The sequence below is a fragment of the Niallia sp. FSL W8-1348 genome (assembly GCF_038006745.1).
In the GTDB taxonomy this organism is placed as follows: domain Bacteria; phylum Bacillota; class Bacilli; order Bacillales; family Cytobacillaceae; genus Niallia; species Niallia alba.
The window spans coordinates 63,282-82,806 of the sequence record NZ_JBBOVV010000002.1 but is presented as its reverse complement, the minus strand read 5'-3'; the positions used below and the strand labels follow the sequence as shown (position 1 = coordinate 82,806).

General features: G+C 34.5%; 14 protein-coding genes. 3 read left to right on the top strand and 11 right to left on the bottom strand.

The features are described 5' to 3' along the window. Positions 1-3 precede the first annotated feature (3 nt). Positions 4-3,360 carry a hypothetical protein gene (locus tag NST60_RS18865; protein WP_341099954.1) on the bottom strand — a complete coding sequence of 1,119 codons (3,357 nt, stop codon included), beginning with the start codon at positions 3,358-3,360 and terminating at the stop codon, positions 4-6. A 171-nt stretch (positions 3,361-3,531) separates the two neighbouring features. Between NST60_RS18865 and NST60_RS18860 the strand changes: the two genes are divergently transcribed. After that, on the top strand, positions 3,532-4,902 hold the full coding sequence (locus NST60_RS18860; RefSeq protein WP_341099953.1) for a dipeptidase: 1,371 nt from the start codon (positions 3,532-3,534) through the stop codon (positions 4,900-4,902). Positions 4,903-5,069: 167 nt separating this feature from the next. Here the strand turns inward: NST60_RS18860 and helD are convergent, their stop codons facing one another. The 3 genes from helD to NST60_RS18845 all read right to left on the bottom strand — a co-directional run bounded on the left by helD (position 5,070) and on the right by NST60_RS18845 (position 11,045). Then, positions 5,070-7,391, bottom strand: coding sequence for an RNA polymerase recycling motor HelD (helD, locus tag NST60_RS18855; RefSeq protein WP_341099951.1), 2,322 nt, complete (start codon positions 7,389-7,391; stop codon positions 5,070-5,072). Between the two features lie 354 nt (positions 7,392-7,745). After that, positions 7,746-8,996 carry an MFS transporter gene (locus NST60_RS18850; protein WP_328021383.1) on the bottom strand — a complete coding sequence of 417 codons (1,251 nt, stop codon included), beginning with the start codon at positions 8,994-8,996 and terminating at the stop codon, positions 7,746-7,748. Positions 8,997-9,164: 168 nt separating this feature from the next. Further along, entirely contained in the window at positions 9,165-11,045 is a 1,881-nt protein-coding gene (locus NST60_RS18845) for an LTA synthase family protein (protein ID WP_341100305.1), read from the bottom strand. 562 nt (positions 11,046-11,607) lie between these two features. Between NST60_RS18845 and NST60_RS18840 the strand changes: the two genes are divergently transcribed. Continuing rightward, positions 11,608-12,654 (top strand): M42 family metallopeptidase, encoded by a 1,047-nt coding sequence (locus NST60_RS18840; RefSeq protein ID WP_016204851.1) that lies wholly within the window; start codon positions 11,608-11,610, stop codon positions 12,652-12,654. Positions 12,655-12,713: 59 nt separating this feature from the next. On the opposite strand, the gene NST60_RS18835 is transcribed toward NST60_RS18840, so the two are convergent. The 7 genes from NST60_RS18835 to NST60_RS18805 all read right to left on the bottom strand — a co-directional run bounded on the left by NST60_RS18835 (position 12,714) and on the right by NST60_RS18805 (position 18,981). Next, positions 12,714-13,250: a M15 family metallopeptidase gene (locus NST60_RS18835; RefSeq protein WP_101731225.1), complete on the bottom strand. Its 537-nt coding sequence runs from the start codon at positions 13,248-13,250 to the stop codon at positions 12,714-12,716. Positions 13,251-13,280: 30 nt separating this feature from the next. Then, positions 13,281-16,421 (bottom strand): SMC family ATPase, encoded by a 3,141-nt coding sequence (locus tag NST60_RS18830; RefSeq protein ID WP_341099948.1) that lies wholly within the window; start codon positions 16,419-16,421, stop codon positions 13,281-13,283. Then, entirely contained in the window at positions 16,418-17,563 is a 1,146-nt protein-coding gene (locus tag NST60_RS18825) for an exonuclease SbcCD subunit D (protein WP_254415080.1), read from the bottom strand. The genes NST60_RS18830 and NST60_RS18825 overlap by 4 nt, the downstream gene beginning before the upstream one ends. Before the next feature lie 251 nt (positions 17,564-17,814). Next, complete coding sequence (locus NST60_RS18820; protein WP_016204855.1) at positions 17,815-18,015, bottom strand: cold-shock protein; 201 nt, start codon at positions 18,013-18,015, stop codon at positions 17,815-17,817. A gap of 230 nt (positions 18,016-18,245) precedes the next feature. Continuing rightward, positions 18,246-18,383 (bottom strand): YvrJ family protein, encoded by a 138-nt coding sequence (locus NST60_RS18815; protein ID WP_016204856.1) that lies wholly within the window; start codon positions 18,381-18,383, stop codon positions 18,246-18,248. Between the two features lie 95 nt (positions 18,384-18,478). Next, entirely contained in the window at positions 18,479-18,694 is a 216-nt protein-coding gene (locus NST60_RS18810; RefSeq protein WP_016204857.1) for a DUF2922 domain-containing protein, read from the bottom strand. Between the two features lie 65 nt (positions 18,695-18,759). After that, positions 18,760-18,981: a DUF1659 domain-containing protein gene (locus NST60_RS18805; RefSeq protein WP_016204858.1), complete on the bottom strand. Its 222-nt coding sequence runs from the start codon at positions 18,979-18,981 to the stop codon at positions 18,760-18,762. Positions 18,982-19,170: 189 nt separating this feature from the next. On the opposite strand from NST60_RS18805, the gene NST60_RS18800 reads away from it, so the two are divergent. Then, on the top strand, positions 19,171-19,434 hold the full coding sequence (locus NST60_RS18800; protein ID WP_016204859.1) for a phage holin family protein: 264 nt from the start codon (positions 19,171-19,173) through the stop codon (positions 19,432-19,434). Positions 19,435-19,525: the final 91 nt, after the last annotated feature.

The window sequence follows — 19,525 nt, the reverse complement described above, 5'->3', positions numbered from 1 at the left end:
TTTTTATTTCCATGTTTTTAAAAATAAGATCAACCTATTTTTCCAATCAGTTAGCTTTGTAACAGCTTTCGGCTGTTTTCCCTGCTTCTGCATTTCATAAACACTAGCAATTGTAATTAAGATAGACCCTGCCATTAGTAAATACACCCACCAAGGGAAATTGCCCCAATATGGCCTTGTTTGTAGCAATACATTAAGTACTAATACACCAATCCCTACAAAGAAATAGGATTTATAACGGAAATAAAAACCTGATAAGATAGATAAAACTGCAAGCCCTCCCAAAATAATAGCATCGTATATGGTGTGGGAAAGATATCCATCTATTGCCAATATCAGAGCTATCGTACCTACTACACCCCATTCTATATAGGCTAACATTTGCTTTCCATTCCTTAAGATTTTCTTTGTGCCAATCATAATCACTAACCACGGTAATACAACTAGCTCTGAAGTGATATAAGAAGGAATCGAAATTAACGTAAGGTAGGAATAATACGGTAATAACAATAAAAACAAGCTTATTAGCTTAGGAATCCACTGCATTTCTTTGTCTACCCTGTTTCTTTGGATATATGCTACGACTACAAGAAGCACTCCAGGTAAGACAATATCCCAGTTAAACGTTGTTTCAATTACGTATAAAGATAAGATCGAAAGAATGCTTCCTATGAGATAAAAATCAACCCACTTCTCTCCTTTTTCCCGCAATCTTACCATAGCTGTATAAACACTCGTACTCATGAACAGAAATAAGATTCCCCAGATAAGCGATAATAGATAGCGATCAAATGGAAGAAAATCTTTCGCATACATCAGTATTTCATTGTTAATAAGTAACAAGACTACTCCACTAAGTGATAATAGGTGTATTTTTTCTCGATGAATCACCAATAAGATAAGTGCCACATAAACAAGGATTACAAAATAAGTAATCATTGTAAACGGTGTGGCAAACAACCAAAAAATAATCCCGATTATGCTGAATGGTAAGAAAAAGTAAAGAATCTCTACCTTTTCCTTTGCTACGAAATACATACTAAATAAAACAAGTGACAGTACAATAAACGCGAAACTATAGGAATTTCCTCCAGCAAAATCAAACGAAATTATCCTTGCCAAAAAGAAATAAATGGATAGATAGCTTCCATAACGGAATGTCCTAACCAAATATTTATTTCCAACCAAATGAATACTTATTCTGTATACAATATACGCATAGATAAACGGAAGAAAGGAATCATTCCCTGCAAATATTTGATCAATAATCATATTTATTAATAAGTACGAATGCGAAATCGTTAAAAACGGCAGCCTAAAAGATGTATTTTTTAATGTAAAGGCTAAAATAAACAATCCTATCCATCCGTATTTCATTAGCGTTTCAAATACGAGCGTATCGCTGTTCCAAACAGAACTGACAAAAGTAAAATAACTAATTAAACTAACCATAGCGATTAACCAAGCAATCAGGATATGTTTCAATCTACGATAAAGATCATAAAATACAAGAATAGCTAATACATACAATCCAGTTGTGATCCATTTATTCATATCGAAATATTCAAAAACCAAAAGCAAACCAAAACCATACATTATTTGCCCGACGAAATAGCTAATTCTCCCCATCTCTTTATCTATTTTCTCATACGTACTTCCTGTTAAAATCATGAATATACTAGCTATTCCCATAGAGAAAGGAAGTCCTTGCTCTTGTAAAATATTTATCGCTTGTGCTGAGGTAAAATAAACACCAAAAACAGCAATTGGAATAATATAGGAAAGAATTTGCTTATACTTTTTATTTGTTATCAAGTTATTTCCGACAAATAGACTTATTGTTAATCCACCGATCATAAAAGGGATATACCATTTACCGATAAAAATCACCGTTGAAATGAAAGATATAAACGCCATCCAAGAAACAGAATAAATAGCGGAAGGTTTTCTAATAATTTGCCAAAAGCTCCCCTTATTAAAAATTCCAAGCAGAAATAATAAGCCAATATGAATACTGTAAAGTACGAGTAAAATACTGTCTGCATCATTTATTAACTGAAGTAAGGCAGCCATATTCCATAAAGCTAAGCTTAAAAATACTACTGGTAAATAACGAATAAAGCTATAGTCCAGTCTTTTTGATAAAAGCAAAAATTCTATTGCTAATAGGAGGTAGGCTAGCACTAGATATATACTGCCTTCAAGAAATAGTTCTCCATAATAAACAATTGTAAACAAGAATGTAGATAGTGCAATAATAAAGCTAGTAATTTCCCAAACTCTTCCCCATTCCATCTTCCCTCTTAAAATGAAAACAAAAGATAGAAGAATAATACTAAAGCAACCAAAGGCAAGTGGCAGAAAGTCGGCAATTAATGGATATGTGAAAATACGATAAAGACCCATTGCAATCGCAATCGTAATGAAAAAATGATCATGTTTTCTTTTCGTTAAGGCGATAGTCATCATAAAGAGACTGCTAATTAACAAGTAATAGAAACCATTCATTATCGTATTCTCGTAAATAAATGTCATAAATAAAGCAGTTAAGATTAGCTGTACTTGAACAATCGTCGTAAGTTCCTTTCGAAAGTAAAGAATCCATTTCAGCTGTTGATGCTTTAACAGTACATAGATTGAAATAAACTGATAGGCAATCATAAAGAAGAAAAAGCCATCCTTGGATAGCGGCAGAAAAGCAAGAAAAAATGCCACCGTTGCAGTCATTGTTGCAATCGTAAGTACTTTGTATAAACGGGAATTCAAATAAATTGCTAATCCAAGATAAATTGGGAAAAGCACAAAACCAGCAATTACTCCAAGTAAGTATTTACCATCACCATGAATCGAGAGATAATCACCTGCTAATTGAAAAAAACTAACGGAAACAAATCCAATTGGCAAGAACAGACTTCCTAGGAGAAAGAAAGCAAATGCAGTATGATCAATTTTAATAATTTTTTTCGATAATAATGCAAACCCAAAAAATAAAATCGAAACAAAGAAGATAGATGTTGCTTTCAGCCAACCTGGCATTGAGTCCCAATTACTTGTCGCAACGACTAATCCACCTATTAGTAAAAGAAATACTCCTAAGTAAAGCATCACACCTATATTTCGTTCCCGCAATTGTTCTGGAGAATATTGTTTCTTTTGTTTGATTGGCTCCGTCTTTTTGATAACTTTTTTTCCAACTACCTTCTCTTGTGCTTCTCTTTCCTGTAGCTCTTTTTTCTCTTCTTCTTCTAAATAGCGTTGAAAGCCAGAAGTAATATCTGTATAACTCTCTTCTGATATATATTGCTTCGAATATAATAACTCTATAATGGGATTAAAAATAGCAATCGTATTTTTTTGCATTTTATGCATCCTTTCTCCCTAATCATATCAATTTCTTACCTTTTCAACTAATAGTGTAATTTTACATTAACAATAATTATTTTTCAATATATTTTATTTTCTAAAAAAAAAGGATATTCCCAGAAATAAGCGAATTTATTTTCAATATCGAAATAAATGGAGGATGATAGGATGAATATTATTCAAAATTATTTGAAAGAAAAAAAGGAAAATCATTTGAACGAATTATTCTCTTTTTTATCATTGCCAAGTATCAGCGCTCTCCCAGAACACAAAGAGGATATAAACAAAACAGCAGAATGGTTAGTACATTCACTCACTCAAGCAGGTCTAGAAAATGCGTCTATCTATCAGACTAACGGGAATCCCGTCGTTTATGCAGATTGGCTTCACGCAGAAGGCAAGCCGACTGTATTAGTATATGGGCATTATGATGTCCAGCCTGTCGATCCCCTAGAATTATGGGACTCCCCTCCTTTCTCACCAGAAATACGGGACGAGAAGCTGTATGCTAGAGGAGCAAGTGATGATAAAGGGCAAGTTTTTATGCATATCAAAGCAATTGAAGCGATACTGCAAACAACAGGTTCTCTTCCCGTGAATATTAAATTTTGTATGGAGGGAGAAGAGGAAATTGGCAGTCCCGCCTTACCGATCTTTGTAGAAGAAAAGAAAGAACAATTAAGTGCTGATGTAATTGTGATTTCAGATACAGGTATGATTGAACAAGGGAGACCAACGATTTGCTATGGCTTACGTGGTTTATGCGGAATGGAAATTCATGTGAAAGGTCCCAAAAGCGATCTTCATTCTGGTTTATTTGGCGGCGCCATTCAAAATCCAATTGCAGCATTAAGCGAGTTATTAGCTAGCTTCCATGATAAAAACGGAGTTATTACGGTTGATGGGTTTTATAATCAGGTAACCCCTTTAACAAAAAATGAAAAAGAGACATTTGAAGAACTCCAAATTTCAGATGAATCTTTTATTGAACAAACAGGCTCTCCTACCCTCTTCGGTGAGGAAGGATATTCCACACTAGAAAGACTATGGGTTCGACCAACACTTGAAATCAATGGCATAAAGGGTGGATTTCAAGGAACAGGGATTAAAACCGTTATTCCTTCAGAAGCAAGTGCAAAAATTACGTGCCGTCTTGTCCCCGCTCAGGATCCTGAAGAAATAGTAGCTTTATTACAGAAACATATAGATACACATAAACCAAAGGGTGTTGAAGTTACATTACAGTTATTTGATAAAGGCACTCCTTTTGTAACACCTTTTGATCATAAAGCGATTCAAGCAGCTGGAAAAGCCTATGAAAAAGTGTACAAAGTGCCGACTTCCTATACAAGAGGTGGCGGTTCTATTCCAATTGTTGCAGCATTTGACCAAATTTTAAACTTACCTATTGTATTAATGGGATTCGGTTTACCAGATGAAAATTTCCATGCACCAAATGAACATTTTCACCTTGAAAACTATGATAAAGGTTTAGAAACCATCTGTCATTACTGGTTTGAACTTGCCGAAGTATGGTAAAAAAATAAGTAAGATAGTAAAACCATTTAATAAAGAAAACGAACCAACAGTGGGGGTTTTTCATTTCCCGCTGTTGGTTCGTTACATTTATTTTTCGTAGCTTGCTGTTAGCTCTTACTGATCGCTAACAGTGAGATAAATCCACATTTCCTTTATTAAAGACATAGTTAGTTTACCTCTATCGTCTCATACGTATCTTGGTTTATCTGATCGAAATATGGATTTAATTTACCATCATCCATATACATTGTTAATGCGTGCATTGCTCTTGTACAAGCAGTATAAAATAATTCTTTTTCCAAGTCTCCATGATAACTGGAAGCATTATAAAGAACTACACCATCAAACTCAATCCCTTTCGCCAAATAGGCAGGAATGACGGAAATGCCCTTTTCATAAGATGTCGTTCCTTTTTGAATGAAGCGTACGTCTATTTTCTTTTTTAGCAATTCATAAACTTCACTGCTTTCCTTAATTGTTTTGCAAATGATTGCAATTGTTTTATACCCGTTCTCCTGCCAATCCTTTATTCGAATTAATAGGTCGTCTATCTTCTTAGTCGAATCCTGAGCATGTATAACTTTTGGTTTTTCTCCATGACGATTAAAGGGCTCAATCAAGTCTCCATTTACAGCAAGTCCTCTTGTAAATTCAACAATTTCTTTTGTTGATCGATAGCTTTTCATTAACACAATTCGTTCTACTTCTTCATTGACTTCCTTGCTAACTATTTCGTTATGCTGATGGGCATAAATCGCCTGGTTAATATCTCCAAGAAGCGTCATCTTGCTATACGGAAACAGCTCTTTTAAATAATTCATCTGAAAATCAGAATAATCCTGTGCTTCATCGATAAATACCTGACGAATACCGGATGTCGATTTTCTTCCCTCTATTTTATCCATTAAATAGGCAAAAGGCGTACCATCTTCATACGATAGGAAACTTTGTTCAAGATTGGCGATTGTTTGCTCTGCTATTTTTCGCCAAACCTCTTCTGTTACCGATTCTGGACAACTTAATAGGAAAATCTCTCGATACATAGCAGGAATATCAATAAATCTCCTTTTCTTAATAGAGACATATATCGATTTAAAATGCCTATTCACAATCACCTTTCGCAAAAACCTTTCCTCTTGATCAAAATAGTCGAATTCATCTTCTTTGCCATTTTTCTTTTGGGCTGCATGAAAGGCTTCTAAGTACTCCTCTTTATCCAATAGTTCTATTTCATCATCGACCCATTGCTGTTTTCTTTCCGCTTTTGCATGCTTTTTCATTTCTTTTTGAGCCCATTCAATTAGTAACTGAATTCGATTTGGAATGGAGATGTGACTTTCCATCTCGTAAAATTTTCTCGTCAGTTCTTCCCTTGAAATAAACACTTTGTTACGAAAAACGATATCCTTAAATGCCATGCCGTCTTTATGTAACGCACGGAAATAATTGTCTATTAGGTCTTTAAATGCAACACTGCTTTTAAATTGAATACTCTTTAATCTGCTTTCTTTTTGAAGTGTATTTGTTTCCGTTAATAAATATTCTAATTGCGAAAAAGAATCTTCCACTTGGTGCGCTTTTCCTATCCGTGTCTGTAAATACTCAAAAAAAGTAGACTGGCGCATATTTTCTTCCCCAAGTTCTGGTAGTACGGTGGATACATAGCTATTAAAAAGTGGGTTAGGAGAAAAAAGCATGATATTATCTGATTTCAATGTATCTCGGTGCTTGTATAATAAGTAGGCTACCCGTTGCAATGCTGCAGATGTTTTTCCGCTTCCTGCCACTCCTTGTACTAGCAAATACCTACTTTTTTCGTTACGAATTATTTGATTTTGTTCCTTTTGAATTGTTGCAACGATCGATTTCATCATCGAATTTGCGTTATTGCCAAGAACTTCAAGCAATAACTCATCCCCAATCGTCACACCTGTATCAAATAAGCTAATTAACTTTCCATTCCGGATGATAAATTGTCTTTTTAGCAATAATTCACCGTCAATTTTCCCGCCAGGTGTTTGATAAGACGCAGGTCCTGGCGAATAATCGTAGTAAACGCTAGAAATCGGTGCTCTCCAATCATAGATATAGAATGTTTCATTTTTTTTATCCATCAAAGAAGCAATTCCAATATAGACTTGTTCTGTTCCTTCACCAGCTTCATCAAAATCAATTCTTCCAAAGTATGGAGTATCTTTCAGTTTATGAAGAATCTTCTGCTGTCTATGAATCTGTCCATATGTTCGCTCTCTCTCTCCAAGCAGCTCTGCTTGCTGTTTTATACTTGTAAATGTTTCGATAACGTCATCTGGTTCATCTAAGTTAACTGTAACATCTTCCCAAAAGTTAGAACGAATTTGACTCACATCGCCGCCAATATTGTGAATGTCTTGTTCCATTAGTTTCAACTTATCGTCCATTTCGTTCCGCACAAAATCAATTCTCTTTTGTTCGGTGACTTTTTCTAGTGCTTCCTTATTATTACTCATAGTGCCCCCACCCCTAATCAATTAGCTTGACAAGCAGAATCATTATGTGATATCATTATTATAGAAAAACTATACATGTTTTAATCAAAATGACATCACTAAAAGATTCATTTATTTTATCATATTTAAAATTAAATTTCCACTTTAATAAGAATAAGCATCCCATATCTTTTACAGATATGGGATTTATTATGTGTATTTACCCCCACTCTTAACGGAGAGTAAGACTCCCCCCTCAAGTTTATAAGTATACGAGGAAGATGGGTGGGATATCAACTGTCCGTTAAGGTCCAATTGGTTCAACTAACCAGCAGTGGGAGAGGAAGGAAGCCTCCCACTGACGGAAGTTTCCCTTTATATTTTTGCCATTTTTCGCTTGAACGTAACTCCTTCTCTTCTTTTTAAATATAAATAAAGAAAAAAGAAGAATACACCGCTAAAAGCTCTTAAAAAACCTGAAATATTCATTGCAGTATATATATTCGTTGTTTCTAAGAGATAAACACCAAATTGAGGTGCGATAAACGCAATGAAAGCAAGTAGTATATTATAGTTGGAAATACAGATGCTACGGTTATCTTCTGTCGTCACATCCAACAGCTGATTAAACAGTAACAAGACCGTTCCAGATACAAATAAACCAGCAAATATATTTGTAATTACAAGAAAAACAAGATTTGTGGAGACCAGTGTCATCCATGGAGCAACCGCCATTCCGATAGACACTAAAATAAGCATTTTTGCATTTGAATGTTTATCCGCCATTCTGGCCCACCATTTAAAACTTACGATTTGACCAATCGAATTAGCAACTGCAAATAAACTGATCCATAGCCCTGTTGCTCCAGCAAATTTTATTTGATAGATACTAAACAATATCCAGCACATTTGCCATGCAAAATTAAAAAACAGCGCACTTATGATGAAGTATAAAAATGGTTTATTTTTAAAAACAGCTATTCCAAATAACGATGTCTTTTCTTTTATAACTACTTTCTTTTTTGGTTCCGCATGCTGTTTTAAATAATGTAATTCTAACAAGCCAAACGCAAAGGCTAATAAGTATAAAACTACATAAGGTGTCGGATTAGACTTGTCAAAAAATTGCAGAAATATACCAATAAAGAAAGTCGAAACCATGCCAATTATGGTCATCATTTTATTTCTTGTGCTAAAAAACCCACTTCTTCTATCTTCTTGAATAATATCTCCAATGAATGCCTGCCAACTTAAATTTGCAAAGGAAAAAGGAAAATTCATAAGTCCGACCAAAACAATAAAAACGATTGCTTGATATTTATCAGGTATAAATACGACTAAAGCAATACCAACTAAAAAAAGCCTTGCAACGAAAAAAGAATACACGGTAAACATCTTTTTCTCCTGAAGCCGATTAATGATAATAGAACCAATGATCATTGCGAACATTCCAATAAACTGTGGAAGTGAACTAATTAATCCTACTTGATAATTGGTTGCCCCTAAAACACTTATCGCAAAAAGGGGAAAATAGTTATTAGAGATATTTAATATAAGCGTTGTGTAAATTCCATTCTTGATGCTAAGCCTCTCATTTTCTGAATTTGTCTGTTCTGACTCCATCATCCCTGTATCATCCTTTTTCTAATCAAAATTATTTCAATTTCTGAAATATTCATTGTTATCATACTCTCATCCCTACAAACCTGCAAGCCTTTTTGTTGAAGATTTATTGAATTATTTTTGAACGTTTACACACAAAAATCCCTTTCCAAACGGAAAGGGATTTTTTTATTATTCTTCTACTGATTCTTCTGTATTACTTGTTGTTGTTGAACCTTTTAAATAGTGATAATCATCGCGATTGATCGGAGTGAATCCATTTGGTTTATGGAATCTCAGTAAATCTTTCATCACAATACTATCAGAAGCTTGTAATTCCGCAGCGGCTGCTTCTGCTTGTTCTTTGCCTTGTTCAGCATCGACTAACTCACCATCTGCATTATAATAGTTATCACCAATTTTTGTGAGTGTTGGAGAAACGAAGTCTCCATTTCTAAATGGAACTGTTTCACGGTGTTGCTCAGACAGCAAATCAGAACCAACTTGTAAATAATCTTTTGTATCAATACCTAGAAGGTGCATTAATGTTGGCATTACATCTACTTCGCCACCAAATTCGCTTACTACATTTCCTTCTACACCTGGCACATGAATAAACAATGGAACACGTTGAAGCTGTGTATTCATAAATGGTGTTATTTCATCGACACCAAGTACTTGTGCCATAGCTTTATTATGGTTTTCAGAAATACCATAATGGTCCCCATACATAACGATCACTGTATTATCATATAATCCAGATTCTTTTAACTCTTCAAAGAATAAACGGATTGATTCGTCTAAATAATTAGCAGATTGGAAATAGTGGTTTACCGCATTATCGCCAAAGTCACCTGCTGGGAAGTCTGTATCGCCTTCATCCATTTCGAATGGATGGTGGTTAGATAAAGTAATGAATTTTGTATAGAATGGTTGCTTTAACCCTTCTAATAAAGGCATGCTTTGCTCAAAGAAAGGAATATCTTTCATTCCATAGTTTTTCGTATTTTCTTCGGACATATCATAATACTCTGCATCAAAGAAATAATCGTATCCAATCGTTTTATACATTTCATTACGATTCCAGAAGGTTTTATAATTACCATGGAACGCAGCAGAAGTATAGCCTTTTCCTTTTAGGATGGCTGGTGCTGATTGTAATGTATTTTGTGCTTTATTTACAAAAACAGCTCCTTGAGACATTCCATATAAAGAATTTTCCATCATAAATTCTGCATCAGATGTTTTCCCTTGTCCTGTTTGGTGAAAGAAATTATCAAAATAGAATGTGTTTTCATCTTTAAGTAAAGAGTTTAAAAACGGTGTAACTTCTTGCCCATCTAACTTGTAATTAATAATGAAGCTTTGCAATGATTCAAGGGATACATAGATAACGTTCTTGCCTTCTGCAACGCCAAAGTATTTATCATTTGGCTCAGCATAATTGGCACTAATAAAATTTTGCACCTCGGTAATATCACTGCTGTCTGCCAACGCTCTCTGACTTTCAGATCTAGCGTTTTGCACAATATCATATACAGTAAAGTTATAAGCACCTAAATATTTCACTAAATAGTTTCTATCGAAAGATCTACTTAATAACTGAGGACGATCTGCCTCTGCTAATCCTAAATTAATAACAAATGTTAAAACAGCTAATGCAAAAACAGATTTTGCTGCTCTTCTATTTTTTTGTATAGTAGGTTTATATGCTTTTGTAGCTAATAAAACAATCAAAATAATAACATCTAGGAAATAAAGAATATCATATGGTTTTAGAAGTGATAAAATACTGTCACTCAATTGTCCACCATTTACTTTTACCTGCATCATTACTGGAACTGTTATAAAGTCAGTAAAGAATCGATAGTATACGATGTTTGCATAAAGCAATGCTGACATCAACGCTGTGTTTATCGTAATATAAACAGGTTGTAATTTTCCTTTAACAAATAGAGCAAGTCCGATAAAGAGCAGTGCGGAGCTCAATGGATTAATAAATAATAGAAATTCCTGCATTGGTCCTTGTACTCCAATGCTAAACTCTACCTTATATCCAATATACGTTTTCATCCAAAATAAAAATATGGCGATTAAAAAGAAAGAAGAATGTTTTGTTAAAAATTTACGAAATAATTCCACTGTACCTTTCAATCCCGTTCACCTCAATTCAAATAATTAACAATTTTTAATATGCTGTTGATTTTCCCTTAAATAGTGCTACCTTATCTACATATGTTACTGCCCTTCCATTTGTTCATCCTATCAAGAAGTAGCAGTTGAAGAAATGACGTAATCCATTATAACACATGATTTTCAAAATGGTCATTCCTTTTACTTCCTGTTAATGTAAATTTACATTAAGAGAGATTTCAAATTAACCACATCTTACATTAAATTAATGAATATTTCCAGCAATATCTATATTTATACGAAAAAAAGGGAGAAAAGAACATGTTTTGCGTATTTTCGACAAGAATGAATAATAGCAGATTTTATTAAAAATGAAAATGGTAAATACTCACAACCATCTCTTTCTACCCTGCAAATAAGTAAGCTAAACTGCGAACAAGCATATTTAATATTCATTTTTTTAATAGTATAATGGAATGGATTTAAAAAGGAGGAAATTCAGTTGATACATATTGATCAAAAAGAGTATATCGCTTTATTAGAGCAGTTATTAAATGTTACAAGTCCATCAGGAAATACAGAATCAATCATTCAATTATTGGAGAAATATTTACAGGAAGCCAATATTTCAACCTATCGAAATAATAAAGGAGGATTGATTGCAACTATCCCTGGCAAAACAACGGACAAACAGCGTATGCTTACTGCTCACGTTGATACACTTGGTGCCATGGTCAAAGAAGTCAAATCGAACGGAAGACTTCGCTTAGATTTAATTGGCGGTTTTACATATAACAGTATTGAAGGAGAAAATTGTATCATTGAAACGACTTCTGGAAAGACGTATACCGGAACCATTCTCCTTCATCAAACTTCTGTACATGTCTATAAAGATGCTAGAACAGCAGAGCGTAATCAAGCCAATATGGAAGTCAGAATTGATGAAATCGTTAAAACCAAAGAAGATGTGAAAAATTTAGGTATTTCAGTTGGTGACTTTGTTTCTTTTTACCCACGGGTAGAAATAACTCCGTCTGGATTTATTAAATCCAGGCATTTAGATGATAAAGCAAGTGCAGCCATTCTTTTATTATTGATGAAAACAATAAAAGAAAGTAACGTCGAACTACCATATACAACTAACTTCCTCTTTTCTAATAATGAGGAGATTGGTTATGGTGGAAATTCAAATATTCCAGTAGAAACAGTGGAGTATTTGGCTGTAGATATGGGGGCAATGGGAGATGGCCAATCAACTGACGAGTATACAGTGTCCATCTGTGTAAAGGATTCGAGCGGTCCTTATCACTATGCTTTAAGAAAACACCTTGTTCAATTAGCAGATAAGCATGAGGTTCCCTACCAGCTAGATATCTACCCGTACTATGGATCTGATGCCTCTGCTGCAATCCGGTCTGGTCATGATATTAAACATGCGTTAATCGGACCTGGAATTGATTCTTCTCATGCCTATGAACGCACTCATTTTACTTCTATTGAGGCAACAGGGAAATTAATTTATCATTATTTATTAAGTCAATTGGTTTAATCTTTACAAATTTAAAGAGGATGACACCGATTATTATGAGTCATCCTCTTTTTTGTTATTCAAGGTCTTTTGCCTCTTTGTAAGTCTTCAATGGACAAGCCAAAATCCATTTGAAAGTGTGGGTAATCTTTAAAGTTAGTCCAGTCTCCTCCCCATTGAAAGCCTAGCTCTTTTGCTATTTCTACTACTTCAGACCAATCAGTTTTGCCATTTCCATTCCCATCATATTTCATATCCCAAATAACTGCTCCGTTAATATCCAAAAGGGCAAAATCAATAGCAAGTCCATAATTATGATACGATTCCCCACCCTTTGCATTGGTAACAACAGAACCTTCTCTCGTTCTACCTTGTTCATATAGACGGTCTTGTTCTTCTACACTTCTGAAGTCCTCGGTAATTACTACCCGAATTCCAATATCTCCTGCTTTTTTGACAAGAATATCTTTATTCTCCTCTACAACTGGATTTAAGCCTGTAGGCATAGGCACCTTACTATAGTCAGGTTGATTTAATTTCCAATATAATAGAAGAATGAAGAAAAAAATCAATATAATAAATATCGTTCTTCCACGTTTCTTTCTTTTTTTTCTCAAAATAATGCTCCTGGTTTCTGTTGTTGTTTATTAATGTAAATATTCAAATCGAGTAGTACTTCCTGTTTGTCCAGCGATCACCTCTAGTCTTACTTCCATTCTATCTTTCAATTCAGGTACATGGGAAATAACGCCGACCAGTCTTCCTGAGCTTTGAATATCCATAAGTGTTTCAATTGCTTGATCCAATGATTCCGGATCTAGTGTGCCAAATCCTTCATCGATAAACATTGTTTCAAGTGAAATTCCCCCGGCAAAATTTTGCACGACATCACAAAGTCCTAAAGCCAACGATAATGCTGCCTTAAAACTTTCCCCACCTGACAAAGTTTTAACATGTCTTTCTTGGCCTGTGTACTGATCAAATACAAGTAATTCTAAGCCACTTTGGACATTTCCTTTTGAGCGATCACTCTTTCGGACAAGCTGATAGCGGCCACTTGTCATTTTATTAAGTCTACTGTTCGCCTGCAGCAATATTTCATCTAAGAAAGATGCCAATACATAACGTTCAAATGTAATTCGCTGCGCATTTTGACCTCTTGCTATATCGGATAAATGGCCAACTAGATTATATTGATTTTCTAGTTCTTTTACCTGTTGATTTATTTGTACAACTTGATTATATATCGCTTTATTGTCTTTTTGTTTTATTAGCATATTCGTATGTTCTTGCTGAAATTTATTTACTTCTTCCACTATTATGGTTAACTTGTTTTGTAACTCATCCATATTTGGTACGGTTATATCTTTAAGCGCCTCTTCCAAATCTTTTAATCGATCAGAAACGGAACGACACTCTTCGCGATAAGACTGTACCGCTGCTTTCAGCTGTTCCACTTCTTTATCAGGTACTTTACTTTCCGCATAAGAGCGATACGTTGCAAAACCTTGTTGTGTCATTCTGTTTAAGAAAATCTCTCTTTCCGCCTGTAAATTTTCGGATAACTGTATTATCTGTTTTTCAATACTTTCTAATCGAACCGACTCTTTTTGCCAGTCTTCTTTTGTGCGCTGAACCTTTTCCTGCGCTTTTACAAATTGTGCCTCCAATTTCTCTAATTGTAACGAGGTGTCCTTACACATTTTTTTATACTGAGATATTTCCCGTAAATCGGTAGGAATTGTATTTTTCATATTTTTTAGCATTGTGTTTTGCTCTGTATATTGAATGGTAGTTTCTTGGATTTCTCCTGCTATTTTCTCAAGCTGTGCTTGTACATCTTGATGTTGATCTTCCACCTCTAATAAAGATTGCTTCATTTTTTCCATTTCCGCTGTTTGTTCCACTAATTTCCTTTGTTCAAGGCTGATATCCTGGAGCTCGTTTTGGATTGTATTGGCTACTATTTCTCCATCCTCCACTATAAAGGAAGGATAAATATCTACAACTTTTTGCAGCTTCATTTGCGCATCTTCATTTAGCAATTTCCATTGGGTATTTGCTTCTACCCAAGCCGTTTCAGTTTTCATTTTTTCCTTTTCTATTGCTGACAAATCATTTTTCGCGCTTTTTCGGTCTTCTTCAGAGATATCTTGATGCTGTGTAATAGTTGTTGCAGGGTTAGGGTGATGTACGCTCCCACATACTGGACAAGCTTCATCCACCTTTAAATTCCTTGCTAAAATATATGATTGATTAGTAAGCCATTTATTCTCTAGCTCTTCTACTAATGCTTTTGCATCTTCAAATCTTCTTACGATAATTTCTAGCTGTTTTTCCTTCGAATCTGCATCAGCCTTACGTTTTATTACACGCTGGGACACTTCTAAATAGTCATTAATACGTTCTAATATAGATTGCAGATTGCGAATTTTATCTTTATTACTAACCAGCAATTCTTTCATGCTGTCTAATTGTTTGATCCGTTCTTTATATCTTTGAATCGTAGACTCTTTCTCTTTTCGCTGTACTTGGAGTATTCCTTGTTTAGAAGCAAGGTTTTCCATGTCTCTTTTTAATTTTAAAAGTTGCCCTTCGACTTCTGCGTATTGCAGGACATCCTTTTCCATATTTTTTAAATCAGCAAGATAATTAGCCAAATGTTTGCGTTCCTCATCCCTCGCTAATTCCTGGGTATATAGCTGTTCTGCTTTGACAAGTTTTGCCTGAATATTTTCTAACGAGGATCGAATGGTCTTTTCTTCTACCTGCTTACCATCGATTTGTTTTTTTAAATGGTGGCAAATTTCTTCTTGCTGGGCTAGAAGAGCTGCTTTTTGAGCCAACTCTATTTTCTTTTCTATTTTGGAATAATCCTTTTTTTGTTCATCCAATTCTTTTAAACGTATGGAAAGCTCTTCTTTTAGCTTCATTTGTTTTATAATTAATTCAGCTTCATATAAATGCTGTCTAATAACATCTCGTTCTTTATTTTTTTGATCAAGCCTCGTTTGTAATTTATTTACTTCTTCTCCCATTAGTCCTATTTCTTGTTCTAATAGAGGAAGAATTGCCACATCGTTGTCACTTCCTGCTTCCATCAAAGCTATTAAGTCATCTTGGAAAACAGCATCTATTTTAGATAAGGCATTATTGCGCAGCAAAACCTTTTGCTCAACATCTTTTTTTAGCCCCTGTGCTTGGTCCCTTAATTTATCTTCTATGCGCTTATACATTTCGGTATGAAATAACCGCTGCAAGATATTTTCTTTTTCTTTGCTATCTGAAGTCAGTAATTTGCGAAATTCCCCTTGTGGAATCATCAGTATTTGCCGAAACTGATTACTGTCAATCTGCATTATTTCTTTTACTTTTTCGTCCACATCACGAATGGAAGAGGCAACTAGTAACTCCTCTCCATCTTCATTAAACGTAAATAGCTCGGCTTTTGCTCCAATTGTAGTAAACCCTTCTCCCCTCGCCTTCTTCTTCTCTTGCTGAGGAGAGCGTGTGATTAAAAATCGTTTTTCTTTTAGTTTAAATTCAAAACTAACTTCTGTTAGCAAAGAATCATCAGCAAACTGACTGCGTAATTCTGGCCCATTTCGGTCTTCTCCGCTTGCTTTCCCATAAATGGCATAGCTTATCCCGTCAAAAATAGTTGTTTTCCCGGAACCAGTTTTCCCTGAAATGACAAACATCGTTCGATTTCCTAAAACAGTAAAATCAATTACTTCCTTATGAGCATAAGGGCCAAATGCCTGCATCGTAAGTTTTAAAGGTCTCATTTAGCACCCTCCGCTCTTAGAACTTTGTTAATAACACTTTCCATCCAGTCTTTTTTCTCCTCCGTAAAAGAAGCTGTTGTCATTTCTTCATAGAATGATGCAAATAACTCCAGTTCATTTTTCTGAGCATCTTTTTGTACCTGTAGCAGCGACTTTTCTTTACGATCTCTATTTTCTATTTTTCGTTCTAAGTGCAGAACATTAGGATACACTTGACGCAATTTTTGAATGGGATCTAAAATCGCCCCTTCATCAAGCAATGTAATTTTTAAATAATCATCCACTTTTTGATGCTGATAATAAGCAACATCTAATAATTCTTCTAAATGTCCCTCTAGCTCTCGCATATCTTTTTGCGGAGTAAGTGCATGATACTTTTGCGTGAAACTTCCTTTTTCATCTATTTCTATAATAGATACAGATTTATTTTGTTTTGCTTCCGAAAAAGAATATTTCATTAACGAGCCAGAATACTTTACAGTTTCATGATGAATAGCATTTGGACTATGCAAATGCCCAAGCGCAGTATAAGAGAATGGAGCAAATAGTTCCGCACCAACACAACCTGATCCCCCTACAGATAAACTTCTCTCGGAATCTGTTGTTTTACCACCAAGTACAAAACTATGACCAATCAGCACATTCGGTTCATTTGTAGTTAAATTATCTTCAATCTTTCCAATTATCGCTTTCATTGCTTCATGATGATTAAGTATCGTATCATCCGCTAATAATTTTCGTACTACAACTGGTTCGCAGTACGGTACTAAGTAAAAATTCACTCCACCCAATGAAACGGGAGTAAAACTGTTTTCGATTTTTCCATTTAAATAAAAGCGATTTTTCTGATACCATGAGCTACCAAAAGATAACCGCTCTGCGCTATCGTGATTTCCTGAGATAGCAAGAATCGGTGTATTTAATTCCACATTGATAAAATATAAAACATCATCAAGTAAATTAACTGCATCAGTTGGCGGAATGGAGCGATCGTATAAGTCACCTGCTATAATGACAGCATCAGGCTTTTCCTTTTCTACTAGCTCCATAAATTGTTGAAGCATAAATCGTTGATCCTCTGTCATGTATAATCCATGAACTAATTTTCCTAAATGCCAATCTGCTGTATGAATAAATTTCACTATTTTCACCTCTATGTTTATGAAAAAAAAGAATGATATTCGTATAATAATTTTTTCCAATTAAATAATATATTCTACTATTATAGCAAACAATTTAAAAGAGGAGGAATAGGAGGGGAAGTTAGCCAATTATTTCTATCAAGGAAGGAAATGCATATTTTCAGATAACGAATGTGGTAATCTGTGGATCAAATAGAAAAAGGTCAGACCCTTTTTGGGCCTGACCTTTTTTATATAAGGAATTGTTATTATTATATTTTAGTAACGTTAGCAGCTTGTGGGCCACGTGCACCTTCTACTACTTCAAATGAAACGCCTTGGCCTTCTTCTAAAGATTTAAAGCCTTCCACTTGAATCGCTGAATAGTGTACAAATACATCATTTCCATCTTCAGCTTCAATAAATCCAAAACCTTTTTCTGCGTTAAACCATTTTACTTTACCGTTTTTCATGTAAAAAAATCCTCCTAAAAAAGCTTTGCTAGCTTCATCTTTAAATTACCATTTTCACGCATAAGCATTGGGCTATTAATCTCTCATTTGCAGTAACAAATCGAATAAATAAAATACTAGATACGTTAATAACGGTTAATGTAAATTTAACATTTTTAACTATTATTGTCAATAGAAAACCCTTTCATTTTTTTGATAATTTTAATTACTAGTCTTAATAAAAGAGATTTCTATTTTTTGATTAATTCAGGTAAACTTTGAATCGAGCTAATCATTATGTCCAATTTAGTTTCAATCCGGTTCAGCAAGTAGAAGCTGATAACGATAGGAAAACCAACTTGGCTGATAAATGAAATTAATTCCTCCATTCTACACGCCTCCTATGGAAACTCTCTACCCTATTACTTGGGACTAATAGTATTACTTTGTTATTAGCCCCATAGTAATAATCCTCCATTATTTCTTAGATTTCATAATCAGTGACATTTCTTTCAACCAAACGTATCCCTTTGACGGCTGCTAATTCTCCATTATTGGACGTAAAAACATTAGCGGCTATAATACTTTGCATAACTGTTAATACTTGTTCTGAATTAACTGGTTCTATAGGACTTTCAAGGGATAGCTTTGACGACTTCCCATTATTTGTTTCAAAAGTTAATTCTAATGTTTTTGCCATTCAAAATTCTCCTTTCTTCTATTTTAATAGTGAAACAATAGTAATCTCCCTTGCTGTGGTACTAATTAACCTTCGATAATTTCTGATGTGTCATTTCTTTCAACAGAATACAAAGAATAGGTTACTAATGATGCTAGTCCCTGAGCTACAGCTAAGATTTGTTCTGGAGTTGCCGTTTCATTTACATTTCGAAACGTTTTTGTAACAAGATTTGGATCTCCGTTTTCTTTAATACCATTCAGAAACATCAGCTTCAAACTAGATTCATTCCAATGAACTTGTGCCATCTGCCTCACCTCCTATCACCTTTTAAATAGGCCAAACAAAGAAAAAAGGACAGTTTTCGTCGAAAGAAAGTCGGGGATTTTTTATTATAATGGTTCAAGGAATTTTTAGGGGGCAATGGTTATAAAAACAATCATATTTCCTGCTTTCACATATGCTAGCAATATAGCATTAAAGGAGGGAAAGATGCTTTGGAATGGTTACAATCTTTTTTACTTGGTCATTATTATATATTGGTACCCGTTCTCTGGGTTATTGGCTATGCGCTGAAACAAACGCCAATTATCCCTGATTGGTCCATCATTTGGATTCTTCTCCTAGCTTCTAGTGTATTAGCAACTTTTGCCTATGGATTCACATTTGAAGCTATAACAAATGGAATCATTGCAGCAGGTGTATCTGTCTTTGGACACCAACTTGCAAAACAAACTATTCAAAAAGATAAATCGAAATAATTTCCCATATAATAGGAGTAGGATAAGTGTATGTTATGGCAAATACGAGGTGAAAAAGAGTCACCATTCATTTTGTACGTAAAATGAATGG

Excerpts from the sequence above, each read along its gene's own strand:
- NST60_RS18865 (WP_341099954.1), bottom strand. The coding sequence starts at position 3,360 with ATGCAAAAAAATACGATTGCTATTTTTAATCCCATTATAGAGTTATTA.
- NST60_RS18845 (WP_341100305.1), bottom strand. The coding sequence starts at position 11,045 with ATGAAAACGTATATTGGATATAAGGTAGAGTTTAGCATTGGAGTACAA.
- NST60_RS18850 (WP_328021383.1), bottom strand. The coding sequence starts at position 8,996 with ATGATGGAGTCAGAACAGACAAATTCAGAAAATGAGAGGCTTAGCATC.
- helD (WP_341099951.1), bottom strand. The coding sequence starts at position 7,391 with ATGAGTAATAATAAGGAAGCACTAGAAAAAGTCACCGAACAAAAGAGA.
- NST60_RS18815 (WP_016204856.1), bottom strand. The coding sequence starts at position 18,383 with ATGGAGGAATTAATTTCATTTATCAGCCAAGTTGGTTTTCCTATCGTT.
- NST60_RS18860 (WP_341099953.1), top strand. The coding sequence starts at position 3,532 with ATGAATATTATTCAAAATTATTTGAAAGAAAAAAAGGAAAATCATTTG.
- NST60_RS18820 (WP_016204855.1), bottom strand. The coding sequence starts at position 18,015 with ATGAAAAACGGTAAAGTAAAATGGTTTAACGCAGAAAAAGGTTTTGGA.
- NST60_RS18805 (WP_016204858.1), bottom strand. The coding sequence starts at position 18,981 with ATGGCACAAGTTCATTGGAATGAATCTAGTTTGAAGCTGATGTTTCTG.
- NST60_RS18830 (WP_341099948.1), bottom strand. The coding sequence starts at position 16,421 with ATGAGACCTTTAAAACTTACGATGCAGGCATTTGGCCCTTATGCTCAT.
- NST60_RS18810 (WP_016204857.1), bottom strand. The coding sequence starts at position 18,694 with ATGGCAAAAACATTAGAATTAACTTTTGAAACAAATAATGGGAAGTCG.